12 protein-coding genes are annotated in these 12667 nt (G+C 48.7%); 6 read left to right on the top strand and 6 right to left on the bottom strand.

What is annotated here, in order from left to right:
• Positions 1-26 precede the first annotated feature (26 nt).
• The 3 genes from DYD54_RS01835 to rapA all read right to left on the bottom strand — a co-directional run bounded on the left by DYD54_RS01835 (position 27) and on the right by rapA (position 4937).
• Entirely contained in the window at positions 27-1526 is a 1500-nt protein-coding gene (locus DYD54_RS01835) for a YifB family Mg chelatase-like AAA ATPase (RefSeq protein ID WP_063513525.1), read from the bottom strand.
• Between the two features lie 162 nt (positions 1527-1688).
• Positions 1689-2042 carry a 5-carboxymethyl-2-hydroxymuconate Delta-isomerase gene (locus DYD54_RS01830; RefSeq protein ID WP_063513524.1) on the bottom strand — a complete coding sequence of 118 codons (354 nt, stop codon included), beginning with the start codon at positions 2040-2042 and terminating at the stop codon, positions 1689-1691.
• 33 nt (positions 2043-2075) lie between these two features.
• Complete coding sequence (gene rapA, locus DYD54_RS01825; RefSeq protein ID WP_063513523.1) at positions 2076-4937, bottom strand: RNA polymerase-associated protein RapA; 2862 nt, start codon at positions 4935-4937, stop codon at positions 2076-2078.
• 261 nt (positions 4938-5198) lie between these two features.
• Here rapA and DYD54_RS01820 point away from each other — a divergent pair, with 261 nt between their 5' ends.
• The 4 genes from DYD54_RS01820 to DYD54_RS01805 all read left to right on the top strand — a co-directional run bounded on the left by DYD54_RS01820 (position 5199) and on the right by DYD54_RS01805 (position 8984).
• Complete coding sequence (locus DYD54_RS01820; RefSeq protein WP_063513522.1) at positions 5199-6146, top strand: D-2-hydroxyacid dehydrogenase; 948 nt, start codon at positions 5199-5201, stop codon at positions 6144-6146.
• 91 nt (positions 6147-6237) lie between these two features.
• The gene (gene metN / locus DYD54_RS01815; protein WP_305887988.1) at positions 6238-7299 is read left to right on the top strand and encodes a methionine ABC transporter ATP-binding protein MetN; all 1062 of its coding nucleotides are present in this window, start codon (positions 6238-6240) and stop codon (positions 7297-7299) included.
• 16 nt (positions 7300-7315) lie between these two features.
• Entirely contained in the window at positions 7316-7978 is a 663-nt protein-coding gene (locus tag DYD54_RS01810) for a methionine ABC transporter permease (protein WP_226997795.1), read from the top strand.
• Between the two features lie 166 nt (positions 7979-8144).
• Positions 8145-8984 carry a MetQ/NlpA family lipoprotein gene (locus DYD54_RS01805; RefSeq protein WP_063513520.1) on the top strand — a complete coding sequence of 280 codons (840 nt, stop codon included), beginning with the start codon at positions 8145-8147 and terminating at the stop codon, positions 8982-8984.
• A 104-nt stretch (positions 8985-9088) separates the two neighbouring features.
• On the opposite strand, the gene ccmE is transcribed toward DYD54_RS01805, so the two are convergent.
• The 3 genes from ccmE to DYD54_RS01790 are packed head-to-tail and all read right to left on the bottom strand — an operon-like array spanning position 9089 to position 10686.
• Positions 9089-9598: a cytochrome c maturation protein CcmE gene (gene ccmE, locus DYD54_RS01800; RefSeq protein WP_063513519.1), complete on the bottom strand. Its 510-nt coding sequence runs from the start codon at positions 9596-9598 to the stop codon at positions 9089-9091.
• A 35-nt stretch (positions 9599-9633) separates the two neighbouring features.
• Positions 9634-9867 carry a heme exporter protein CcmD gene (gene ccmD, locus DYD54_RS01795; RefSeq protein WP_063513518.1) on the bottom strand — a complete coding sequence of 78 codons (234 nt, stop codon included), beginning with the start codon at positions 9865-9867 and terminating at the stop codon, positions 9634-9636.
• A gap of 18 nt (positions 9868-9885) precedes the next feature.
• Positions 9886-10686 (bottom strand): heme ABC transporter permease, encoded by an 801-nt coding sequence (locus DYD54_RS01790; protein WP_063513517.1) that lies wholly within the window; start codon positions 10684-10686, stop codon positions 9886-9888.
• Positions 10687-10896: 210 nt separating this feature from the next.
• On the opposite strand from DYD54_RS01790, the gene DYD54_RS01785 reads away from it, so the two are divergent.
• Together DYD54_RS01785 and DYD54_RS01780 are read left to right on the top strand one after the other, a co-directional pair.
• Entirely contained in the window at positions 10897-11502 is a 606-nt protein-coding gene (locus DYD54_RS01785) for a hypothetical protein (RefSeq protein WP_063513516.1), read from the top strand.
• Positions 11499-12641 carry a glutathionylspermidine synthase family protein gene (locus DYD54_RS01780; RefSeq protein ID WP_063513515.1) on the top strand — a complete coding sequence of 381 codons (1143 nt, stop codon included), beginning with the start codon at positions 11499-11501 and terminating at the stop codon, positions 12639-12641. Before DYD54_RS01785 ends, DYD54_RS01780 begins: the two co-directional genes overlap by 4 nt.
• The last annotated feature ends 26 nt before the right edge of the window (positions 12642-12667 follow it).

The following is a 12667-nucleotide window of genomic DNA, read 5'->3' as shown; positions in this document are numbered from 1 at the left end:
GGATCCTATCGTTGATGGACTTGCTATTAGCGATAGCTTAGCGCTTCTGCTAGGTGCGATGTTCCTACCCGCTCTGCACCTGACAGATCAGCGATGGTGCGTGCCACTCTTAACACTCGGTGATAGCTACGTGCCGATAGGTTAAGGCGCGACTGAGCAGTGGTAAACAGTTGCTTCTCTGTCGCACCTAGCGGGATATGTGTATCAATCTCGCTAGGGCTTAGCTCGTTATTGGCCTTGCCTTGACGCCTTAGCGCAAAATTACGCGCCCCGATCACACGCTCACGCACAACATCCGATGATTCGCCTTGTGGTGCGTTCTGCAAGTCTTCTAGTGGCATGGCAGGGACATGGATATGTAAGTCAATGCGATCAAGCAATGGTCCTGATATCTTATCTTGATAACGGCGTACTTGGTCAGGCTTACAGCGGCAACGATTGGATGGGTCGCCATGATATCCACATGGACAGGGGTTCATCGCAGCAATCAATTGGAACTCTGCTGGATAGGTCACTTGTGCATTAGCACGGCTGATGACTATTTCGTTTGACTCGATCGGCTGACGCATAACCTCCAATGTCTTACGGTCGAACTCGGGTAATTCATCTAAGAAGAGAACGCCTTTATGGGCAAGGCTAATCTCACCAGGTTTTGGGCGTGAACCCCCTCCAGACAAGGCTATCGCACTCATGGTGTGATGACATTGTCTATATGGACGCACACCAAATTCATAAGCTATACCCGCCACCGAATAGATACTTGCCACCTCTAAGGCCTCATCGTCGGTCAATGGCGGCAAGATGCTCGGCAGACGGCTTGCCATCAACGTCTTGCCTGAACCCGGAGATCCCTTGAATAACATCGAATGCCCGCCCGCCGCAGCGATCTCAAGCGCGCGTCTTGCGTGATACTGTCCTTTCACATCGGACAAATCAAGCTTATAGCTTGTCTGTGCTGTCGTGGATACTGATTCGCTAAGCGCAATTAAATCCGCTTGATTATTGCTAACACCGCTTACCACATCTAAATGGCGACATACCGCAGTCAAGCTGTCCGCACCGATGACTTTCACCCCTGCCACACGCGCCGCTTCTGCTGCATTCTCTTTGGGTAAGATAAGCGTTCGCCCTGTTGCCTTGACAGCGCGAGCAACTGACAACGCGCCTGAGACGGGACGCAGATCGCCATTTAACGCCAGTTCGCCGACGAATTCAAACCCATCAAGCGCACTTTCGTCTACTTGACCGCTCGCTGCCAAGATACCCATCGCTATCGGCAAATCCAACCGCGAACCGTCTTTTGGCAGATCGGCAGGCGCAAGGTTAATGGTCAGACGGCGACTGGGAAAGTCATAATCACTGTTAATGAGCGCTGAGCGGACGCGATCTTTACTCTCTCGAACTGCCGCCTCGGGCAAGCCAACGATGGTCAAAGACGGCATGCCTTGTGATAAATGCACCTCCACCAACACCGATGGCGCGTGCAAGCCAACCACAGAGCGAGTAAAAATCTTGGCAAATGACATGGAAATCCTTTTTGGTTTTTAATCATTTTGGATAATGACATAGAGTGCGTGATGTCTTTATAACACAGATTAAAAGTGATGCGCCATTTTAAATTTAACCGCACTTATCTTTGACATCGTAATAAAAACAAGAACCGACAAATATCGGTTCTTGAACATCGATCAGACCAGCGCCTTTTGATAGGCGTAAGACAGCTCAGTCAGGTTCACGGCATATTGAACGCCCGTTAGCTTAGGGCTAACCACTTGCTGTAGCACGTTCATCACCACCGAGACCAAATCCGACTTAATCTCATCGGTGCGCCCTTGCATGATGGCAAGATGCGCAATCACGAAATGCTCACCATCTTCTGCACCAAGTCCAATCAAGCTGGCATCACTGCGATGAACGCGCCCCTTGATGTCTCGACTTTCTTTGAATTGGCCTGTGGCGAATAAGGCATGATTCAGCTTAGACAGAAGCTCAGTCTCATCAATATTAACACCTTGACTAAGCTCTACGGTGATGTGCGGCATGATTTTTCCTTATAAATATTCAAAATGCTTAAGTTAATTTGGCTTGACGCAGACCAGCACGCGAATGCTGTCAGGGACGAGCGATAAGTTGCCCAATGCCAAAATACCTTGGTCAAGCATCTTCTGTAGCGCTAAGATCTCATCGTCTCTTACGTTCGGATTGATGGTCTGTAGGCGTTTTAGACGACTGATTTCTTTATTAAGATAATCACCAAACTGTGTCATCGCCTGAGCACTTATGTCAGACAGCTGAGCCTGTGCGATGTCTTTGGCCTTATGAGCCTGCGCCTCAATAAGTGCTGCACGCGCCTTAACCACCTGTCTGGCTCGAGCTTTATCAAGTCGCTCAATGAGCGGCATGATCTTATCACTGGTGGCGACCTTAGTCAGATCATCGCCACGCTCGGTTAGGAGCACTCTTAATACCTGCTGCGGCAGATAAGCAGCCAAATTCAAATGCTTGGGTGCAATCGCCTCCACGCGAAAATGACTCTCTACCAAAATCATACCCTGAGGCATGGCGGATGACTTTAACATGGCAACTTGCGTATTGCCAAAAGTGCCAGACGTCACCATCTCAAGAATGCTGGTGATGAGCGGATGCTCATAAGTCATGTAATCCATGTCTTCACGAGCCAACGCCTGAGCGCGATCGAAGGTTAATGTCATGCCATCTTCATCAAAAGGCAAAGATTCAATGCCCTCGATGTCCACCTCTTGCACATCGATAGGGTGCACCACCCAAGAATAATCACGCTGAACATCATAATCAATGCTCACCGCCTCAAAGTAGCGATCAAGGAACATCGGCAGAATCTTACCATCATCAAGCTCTCTCATGGCTTGAGCGATACGACTGGCGACATTCGGACGGCAGGAATTATATTCAAGCAGCCTATCTCGTCCCGCCTGCAGCTCTTCTTCTAGTTCGGCGCGCAGCAGCGACCCTTGGGCGATAAGATTCACCAAAGCCTCACGATTCTCTTCGCTGTTCTCACCTTCTAGTAGTGGTTTTAGGTCAGCGATGAAATGCTCTTGGACATTCTGCGCGGTTGGGCTGATTTGATTAAAGATATTCAGCGCACCATCATACCAATTATAAAGACGCTCTTGGGCAGTCCCCACCACGAATGGCACGTGCAACTGAATCTTGGCAATCTGCCCAATGCGATCAAGGCGACCGATGCGCTGCTCCAACGTATCGGGGTTGGCAGGCAGATCGAATAGCACCAAATCCTGAGCGAACTGGAAATTACGCCCCTCCGAGCCAATCTCAGAACACAGCAGAATCTGCGCGCCATTAATATCAGCAAAGTACGCCGCCGCCTGATCTCGCTCAAGCAGACTCATTTGCTCGGTAAAGATAGCCGTGCGAATCCCAGCATGCAATCTTAATACCGCCTCAAGACTCTCAATAGTCGCGCCACTTCTGGCGATGAGCAGTACTTTTTTGTGCTTTAAGGGTTCTTTTAATAGGTTGATGAGCCAATTAACCCTAGGATCGGTCTCAAGCCAAGAACCATCGGGATAATTCTCCTCACCCCACAGCTGTTCGCGTAGCTTACCATGCATATAATGCGTGCCTTGCCATGCGCTCGGCAGCGGCAGCGGATAAGGGATGCTGGTACGCCCATAGAATCCATCCACGCTGTCACGCGTATTACGAAACAGCACACGACCCGTACCATGTCGATCTAGCAGCTCATTAATGACGTGGGTGCGAAGTTTGTCATTATCATTAATATCTACGATCTGATCCACGCCAAAGCCAAGCAATCCTGCCACGGCATTGATTTGCTTATCAGATAATGCCTTGCCCTCGATAAGCAAAGTCGCTACCATCGCCACATCCCCAAAGGCCTCTTGAGCTACAATAAAATCATCCAAATCATCAAAACGATGTGGATCAAGCAGTCTTAGACGTGCAAAATGACTCTCCACGCCAAGCTGTTCTGGCGTTGCAGTCAGTAATAACACACCTTGGGTGTGCGCTGCAAAATCTGCCACCAATTCGTATTTATCATTGCCGCCTTGTTCTTCATCCCATTGTAGATGATGCGCCTCATCCACCACGAGCAGGTCAAAGCCCGCCGCGAATGCCTGCTCATATAGGTCATGATGGTCAAGCAGCAAGTCAATGCCCGCGATGATGTATTGCTCGGTTGCAAAGACATCTTGGTCAGGGTTGTGCTCTTTGATGGATGCCGTACGCACCAAATCAAAAATCGCAAAATCCAAATTAAATCGACGTCTCAATTCGATCATCCACTGATACTGCAGGCTGTCCGGCACCAAGATCAGCACGCGATTCGCCTTACCAGTGATGATCTGCTGGTGAATAATCAGCCCCGCCTCAATGGTCTTACCAAGCCCCACTTCATCCGCCAACAGAACACGTGGCGCAAGGCGTTTGCCTACTTCATGAGCGATATACAACTGATGGCGAATAATGTCCACCCTCGGTCCGATCAGACCGCGCAAGGGATGGTGAGACAGCATGGCTTGTAGCTTTAGAGCGTCTTGGCGCAGATCATAGCGTTCATTATTCTCGATGCGCCCCGCCAATAGACGCTCTAATGGCTTGGCAAGTGTGATATTCGCCGCCAGACGCGTCTCCATAAGTGACTTGCCACACGTCAGATGATAGCGCATCACGCCCGACACCTCTTCGCAGCGCGCCACGATATACTGATTGCCATCTTGGTCACTTACCGTATCCCCGACGCAGAACACCACACGAGATAGCGTGGCAGATGCTTTGGCATACACTCGCGTCTCCTCGAACTGCGGGAACAACACCGAGACACAGCGATCATCCATACCAATGACAACCCCAAGCCCAAGATTACTTTCAGAATCGGACAAATAACGCTGACCAATGGCAAATTGACTCATAAAACACTCTTAATTTATCCAAAGATGGATTTAATACTTTTAATAAAAACCTATTATTCTACTAAAAAAACTTAATTTTCGCACCTTCTTTTTGATGATGGCTATGTTGGCACTTTTCAAGGTGGTCAATTTTGCCAAGCATTATTTGGGCGACATCAACCAATATTGATAAGATAATTTTGTGTTCAGATAAGGATTTGCACTTCATGGGTGTGGTAATTGTGCTATATTAAGGCAAATATTTATCAGCATGACAACACAATGAAAGCCGTATTCTTAGACGCCAACACCTTTTCAAGTCAAACCGACCTTTCCCTACCTGACAGTGTCAGCCATTATGAACGCCATGACAGCACGCCCAATGGCGCCGATGTCATCGTCGCACGCTGCCGTGATGCTGATATCATCATCACCAATAAAGTCATCATCAGCCGTGATGTCATCGAACACCTACCGAATCTCAAGCTCATCCACGTCACCGCCACAGGCATCAACAACATCGATGCCGACGCGTGCAAGGAGCGCGGCGTCACACTCATGAATGTGGCAGGCTACTCAACCGTAAGCGTGCCAGAGCATACTTTTATGCTCATGCTTAATGTCATGCGCGCCGCTGCTTTTTATCACACACAGGCGACTGACGGCACGTGGCAGGCAGATGGGCGGTTTTGTCTGTTGAGTGAGCCGATTTTTGATTTACATGGTAAGACCTTGGGCATCATTGGTGCAGGCAACATCGGGCAAAGCGTCGCTCACATCGCGCGTGCGTTTGGCATGAAGGTACTGCTCGCTGAACGTCAAGGCAGAGCACCGCGAGATGACAGTTATACTGATTTTGATGAAGTTCTAGCCACCTCCGATGTGATCAGCCTGCATTGTCCACTAACCGAGGAGACCGCCCACCTCATTAATGCAGATACCATCGCCAAAATGACAAAAAACCCCATCATCGTTAACGTCGCTCGCGGTGCGGTGGTGGACAGTCATGCCATCGCCCATGCCATCGCCAATGGCAGTCTGTCAGGCTATGGCTCAGATGTCTTCGAGGCCGAACCATTCTCCGCTGACGATCCTTTATTAACCCTAAAAGACCATCCGCGGGTGTTTTTTACACCGCACAACGCTTGGGGCAGTTTGTACGCGCAAAGCAAACTTTGGCAAATTCTAAGCGATCAGATAGATGATTTTATCCAAAATTACACCAACTAGCTTAGATTGATGATTTCATAAATTCCCTTTATAAAATGTGTTAAAATACAATGTTTAACACATTTTATATTATTTTAACCATCGCATTCACATGACAACACCCATGATACATCTGACCCAAGTCAGTAAAGTATTTCACACCCAAAAAGACGGCAAGAACATCGAATTCACCGCCGTGCAACCCACAGATCTCACCATCAACCAAGGGGAGATTTTTGGGATTATTGGTTCATCTGGCGCAGGCAAGAGCACGCTGATCCGCTGTGTAAACCTACTAGAGCGCCCCACCACAGGTACAGTTCTACTAGACGGACAGGATTTGACGGCATTATCCGAGCACGAACTCATCAAAGCGCGTCGTAATATCGGCATGATTTTTCAGCATTTTAATCTGCTGCACTCGCGCACGGTGTTCGATAACATCGCTCTACCGCTTGAGCTATCAGGCGCACCCAAGGCCGACATACATAAGAAGGTAAATGAATTGACCGCACTTGTGGGGCTGTCGGATAAGCACGATGTCTATCCTGCCAATCTATCAGGCGGTCAAAAACAGCGCGTTGCGATCGCACGCGCACTAGCATCAGACCCTAAGGTTCTGCTGTGCGATGAAGCGACGAGCGCGCTGGATCCCGCCACCACACAGGCCATCTTAGCACTGCTAAAACAGATCAACAGAACGCTTGGCATCACCATCTTACTGATTACACATGAGATGGACGTGGTTAAACGCATCTGTGATAGGGTGGCTGTCATTGATGGCGGTGTGTTGGTCGAGCAAGGTCAAGTGAGTGAAATTTTTGCCAATCCCAAGACTGAGCTTGCTAAAGCATTCATCAATTCTACTTTTCATATCGGCCTGCCAGATGAATTCATGGCAACGCTCACCGATACACCTACCCACGAAGAATCTTACCCTGTGGTCAAGTATGAGTTCAGCGGCAACTCGGTCGATTTACCACTATTCTCACAAGCCAGCAAATCTTATGGCGTGGAATTTAGCATTCTTACGTCGCAGATGGATTATGTGGGCGGTGTCAAGTTTGGCTTTACCATCTGCGAGGTGATGGGCAGTCCCACCGCCATCATGCAGGCGAATGAATTTTTAGCGGCGCACGGCGTGAATCTGGAGGTATTGGGTTATGTGGGATAAGATTTATACGGATTTTATGACCGAACTACATCCTAAGATGTGGGAGATGGTCGCCAAATCGACCTATGAGACCATCTATATGGGGCTAGCCGCGACGTTGATTGCTGTGGTTGTGGGCTTACCGTTGGGATTTTTGGCGTTTTTGACAGGCAAAGGTCGCATTCTACAGAACACGACTTTATTTCGCATTCTAGATGTCATCATTAACATCGGTCGCTCTGTGCCATTTATCATTCTGCTGATCATCCTACTACCTGTGACGCGCCTACTCGTGGGTACGACCCTTGGCACGACTGCAGCGATCGTTCCATTGAGCGTGGCGGCGATACCATTCTTTGCGCGGCTTACCGCCAATGCGCTTACTGAGATCCCTACAGGGCTTACTGAAGCTGCCAAATCCATGGGAGCGACGCATTGGCAAGTCGTCAGCAAATACTACTTGCCAGAGAGCCTGCCGATGATCATCAATGCCATCACGCTCACGCTCGTCTCGCTCATCGGTTATTCGGCGATGGCAGGCGTGGTCGGCGGCGGTGGTCTTGGTAATCTCGCCATCAGCTACGGCGAACATCGTGGCATGATTTATGTTAAATGGATCGCTACCATCATCATCGTAGCGATTGTGATGATTTGCCAAAAAGCTGGCGATGTATTGGCTGAGAAAGTCGATCATCGATAAATGCTGACTATTTTCCAAAATTGAATAATAAATTTCTAAATTAAGCTATCGGTGCATATTGAATTATTAAGCGAATTTATGGTTTAATATGCACACAGTTGTATATGCAACCTTATTTCATTCAACCTCAGTTTAACCGATCCATCGTGAATTAAAGAGCATCATCATGAAATTAAATAAATTTTTCGGTCTATGCGTTCTAGCCTCTAGCATCGCAATTGCAGGCTGTGGCGGCGACAAAAAAGCAGAGCAAACAACAGCGCCTGCTGACACTGACCAAGTCGCACAAACCATCAAAGTAGGCGTCATGAGCGGCCCTGAGCACGCAGTGGCAGAAGTTGCCGCCAAAGTCGCCAAAGAAAAATACGGTCTGACCGTTGAATATGTAGAATTCAACGACTACGCCCTACCGAACACCGCGGTATCAAATGGAGATCTAGACGCGAACGCCATGCAGCACAAGCCTTATCTTGACAAAGACAGCTCTGAGAAGAAGCTGGACAATCTGGTCATCGTGGGTAATACTTTCGTGTACCCATTGGCAGGCTACTCCAAGAAAATCAAATCTCTAGATGAGCTAAAAGATGGCGCTACCATCGCTGTGCCAAATGACCCATCAAACCTAGCTCGTGCGTTGATTTTGCTTGAAAAACAAGGTCTAATTAAGCTAAAAGACATCAACAATCTATTCTCAACCTCGCTTGACATCGTTGAAAACCCAAAAAACCTTGTTATCAAAGAAGTTGATACCTCTGTGGCCGCGCGTGCACTGGACGATGTGGATCTGGCGGTTGTGAATAACAACTACGCAGGTCAAGTAGGTCTGACCGCTGAAGATGGCGTATTCGTTGAAGCTAAAGACTCGCCGTATGTGAACATCATCGTAGCACGCAGCGACAACAAGGACTCAGAAGCCGTCCAAAACTTCGTCAAAGCATACCAAACTGACGAAGTAGAAGCCGAAGCTAAGAAACAATTTAAAGACGGTGTGGTTAAAGGCTGGTAATTCTCCAAGCTTTAATCACAACAAAAAACCCTTTGGTCATCAAAGGGTTTTTTGTTGGTATGGTTAAATCTTCACAACTAATATCATTACGATTTTTAAGTGCATTATTTTTGAGCGTTACGCTCATCAATCTCCGACATCGGCACAGCAGGCGTGAACTGTTCACCGCTCACATCTGCACCACGTTCGGCGTGTTCTTGTTTGAGCGATTTGGCGACTTCTGGCGGCATGTAATTCTCATCATGCTTAGCAAGTACTTCAGATGCAACGAACACGCCATCTTTTAGCTCGCCAGTCGCCACAATGCCTGAATTCTCAGCGAATAAATCAGGCAATACGCCGCGATAAGTCACAGGCACGACTTCTTTGTAGTCCGTGATCTCAAATTGAACGTTAAGCTGGTCGCTAGGATCGCGCTTAACGCTGCCTGCAACGACCATACCGCCGGCGCGGATGCGCTTTTCTTCAGGGGCTTTACCTGCTGCGATGGCTGTCGGGTCAAAATAATAATCCGTCTGCTGGCGAATGGCGTATAGAATCAAACCAACGGCAATCACCGCGCCAACGAGCATGGAGATGACCCACATGAGCTTTTTTTGTCGAACTTTATTCATGATTCTTTGTCTTTATAAGTGTATTTAAAAGGTGGTTAGCGTGGTGCACCAGTGCCTAATTCTTTGCGCTGTTTATTGGTTAGGCGATCGGTTTTTTTGGTGGTATTGGCTTGGCGCTGCAGTCGAACGATGGTTGACGTACGTTCAGAGATCGCATGCCAAATCAACACAGCAATCACCACAAAGGTAATGCTGTAGCACGCCCATACGAACGCGCCATGACCACCCATCTGCACAAAGTCGCTGACATTAGAAAAATATGGTTTCATCGCTTGCTCCCCTGTTGTTTAGTTTGGGTTGGCTGGCTTGTTAATGAGTTTTTGCACCCATGATTTATTATAATCACGAGCCAAGATCAGTGAATTGGTACGATAGATGGCAAGTGCCGCCACCAAGAAGTACATGCCAAGCAGCATGATAAGCAATGGCACCCACATACTCGCTGACATCTTTGGCGCATTCGTCACGGTGAAAGTCGCGCCTTGATGTAGCGTATTCCACCATTCCACCGAGTGCTTGATGATGGGCAGATTCACCGCACCCACGATCGATAGAATCGCTGCTGCCTTGCCGCGATTCTGACTGTGCTCAAAGGCAGAAAACAGCGCCATCACCCCAACATACAAAAACGCCAAAATCAGCATGGAGGTCAGTCGCGCATCCCACACCCAGTACGTTCCCCAAGTTGGCTTCGCCCAAATCGAACCTGTCAAAAGACTAAGTATACAAAACACAAAGCCGATCGGGGCGATCGCCTGAGCGACGATGTTGGCAGTCTTAATTTTCCACACCAAAAAAATCACCCCAAGCACCGCGAGCGCAAAATAAATACTCATGGCAAGGCTGGCTGCCGGCACATGAATAAAAATAATACGATAGCTGTTGCCCTGCAGATAATCAGGTGGTGCAAATCCCAAACCCCATACCGTACCGATGCCAAGCAGTACCGCAGCGATAAGCGCAAGCCATTTCACCCATGGGGAGAAAATATTAAAAAAACGCTCTGTGCCGACCGTCGTCAAAAAACCTTGCCATAGACGACCAAAAAAACCTACTTTGGCGACATTTTTGGAATGAGTATCAGGCATGAGATATTACCGCATCAAGGGGTTAAATTAAAAACATAAATCAGCCAGATTATAGCATGACTTGGCGTTTTGGGGAATATATTGGCAATCAACAGACAGCATTTATGCCAAAAATTCCTTGTAAAATCACTCATTTATCCGCATAATAATCATTATCGGTGCGATTTGATCACCCTTTTTAAATTCTGGTAACTAAGGCAGTCTATTTCAATGAACCACAAAACTCGTAAATCATCCAAAAATATCTCACTGGTGCTTCTAGGTGTTGGCGCGCTAGGTCTGTCCGCCTGTGCGCCTGCACCAAGTGAAGCACCTAAGACCAGCGAGCAGTCCTTGGCAGATGCTGAGCGTGAACTTATCGCTGCCCAAGAACGTCTGGCCGCCGCACAAGCCAAAGCAGAAGCAGAACAGCTCAACAACGCCGCTGCACAGCTTGAAGGCGATGCGACTGCCGTACTAGATGAGCAAGCAGCCGCCGAAGGTGAAGCGAGCGCTGAGGGTGGTATGGGCGCAGGTGGCGCACTCTTAGCGGGTGCAGCAGCAGGTGCAGCGGCGGGTTATCTTGCCACCAAGGCTGCCAATAACCGCGTGGCAAATGCATCACAAAACGCGCAAACCCCCACCATGACACAGCAGCCAGCCGCCACCAACCAAGCGCAATCTGCTCAGAGTGGTCAAGCAGCTGGCGCGCGTCAAAGTGCCGCCCAAAGCACCCAAAACTATCAAAGCAATCAAGCACAAAATCAAAACCAAACCACCAACCGCAGTGGTTTTGGCAGCACAGCCAAATCATCAAGCGTGGGAGCGACTTCGTGAAGCGAATTAATATCGCCCCACGTCCGAATTGGCAAGATGAGATGCTTCGCATCGGCTTTGATTATCACAGTGTCGATGGCAACTACTGGCAAGAAGATGCCTGTTATGTCTTTAGCGAAGCGCAGATTGATGAGATTGAGCGCGTTACCGAAGAGCTGCATCAGATGTATTTTGCCGCGACCAGACACGTCGTGCAGACAGGCGATTATGCTCGTCTCGGCGTAAATGATGTCGCGGCCGCATTGATTGAGTCGAGTTTTAAGGCACAAGAGCCGAATTTATACGGGCGTTTTGACTTGTGCTATGATGGCACGAACACGCCCAAGATGTACGAGTATAATGCCGATACGCCAACTTCTCTCTTTGAGGGCAGTGTCGCGCAGTGGTACTGGCTACAAGCCAGAAGTGGCGAGCTTGCCGATGCTGATCAGTTTAACAGCATCCACGAAAGGCTAATGGTCGAATTCAAGGCGCTAAAAGGCGACAGCCCTCTATACTTCACCGCTGTCGCAAGCAACGAAGAGGACTACATCACCACGCGCTACCTACAGGACGTGGCGGTACAAGCTGGTCTTGATACGCGTTTTATTGACATTCATGACATCGGTCATCGCACATCAGATGGTAAATTCGTCGATTTGCATGATGCGCCAATTCGTCAGCTGTTCAAGCTGTACCCGTGGGAATGGCTGGTTGAAGAAGACTTTGGCAAGCACATTCTAGACAGTGGCACACAGTTTATCGAGCCTGCTTACAAGCTGTTATTTAGCAATAAAGCCTTGCTTGCGGTGCTGTGGGAGCTGTTCCCAAACCACCCAAATCTACTGCCTGCCTATCTGGATGAGAGTCGCTTATCCGGGGATTTTGTCAAAAAACCTTTCTTCTCTCGTGAAGGCGCAAACGTCAGCCTGCACACCTCAGCAGGCATCGAGACCACCGATGGCATCTACGGCAAAGAAGGTCACGTCTATCAGCAGGCGCATACTCTACCGACTTTCGTCAACGCCAGAGGTCAGACCATGCATACGCTCATCGGCAGCTGGATCGTCGGACATAGTGCCGCAGGCATCGGCGTGCGCGAAGATTATACCGCCATCACCAAGGACACGAGCCTGTTCGTGCCACATGTGTTTAGATGATCGGTATTTTAAATAATAAAAAAGTG

The sequence above is a fragment of the Moraxella ovis genome (assembly GCF_900453105.1).
Taxonomy (GTDB): domain Bacteria; phylum Pseudomonadota; class Gammaproteobacteria; order Pseudomonadales; family Moraxellaceae; genus Moraxella; species Moraxella ovis.
This window is presented reverse-complemented; position numbering and strand designations above follow the sequence as displayed.

Excerpts from the sequence above, each read along its gene's own strand:
- DYD54_RS01835 (WP_063513525.1), bottom strand. The coding sequence starts at position 1,526 with ATGTCATTTGCCAAGATTTTTACTCGCTCTGTGGTTGGCTTGCACGCG.
- DYD54_RS01830 (WP_063513524.1), bottom strand. The coding sequence starts at position 2,042 with ATGCCGCACATCACCGTAGAGCTTAGTCAAGGTGTTAATATTGATGAG.
- rapA (WP_063513523.1), bottom strand. The coding sequence starts at position 4,937 with ATGAGTCAATTTGCCATTGGTCAGCGTTATTTGTCCGATTCTGAAAGT.
- DYD54_RS01820 (WP_063513522.1), top strand. The coding sequence starts at position 5,199 with ATGAAAGCCGTATTCTTAGACGCCAACACCTTTTCAAGTCAAACCGAC.
- metN (WP_305887988.1), top strand. The coding sequence starts at position 6,238 with ATGACAACACCCATGATACATCTGACCCAAGTCAGTAAAGTATTTCAC.
- DYD54_RS01810 (WP_226997795.1), top strand. The coding sequence starts at position 7,316 with ATGACCGAACTACATCCTAAGATGTGGGAGATGGTCGCCAAATCGACC.
- DYD54_RS01805 (WP_063513520.1), top strand. The coding sequence starts at position 8,145 with ATGAAATTAAATAAATTTTTCGGTCTATGCGTTCTAGCCTCTAGCATC.
- ccmE (WP_063513519.1), bottom strand. The coding sequence starts at position 9,598 with ATGAATAAAGTTCGACAAAAAAAGCTCATGTGGGTCATCTCCATGCTC.
- ccmD (WP_063513518.1), bottom strand. The coding sequence starts at position 9,867 with ATGAAACCATATTTTTCTAATGTCAGCGACTTTGTGCAGATGGGTGGT.
- DYD54_RS01790 (WP_063513517.1), bottom strand. The coding sequence starts at position 10,686 with ATGCCTGATACTCATTCCAAAAATGTCGCCAAAGTAGGTTTTTTTGGT.
- DYD54_RS01785 (WP_063513516.1), top strand. The coding sequence starts at position 10,897 with ATGAACCACAAAACTCGTAAATCATCCAAAAATATCTCACTGGTGCTT.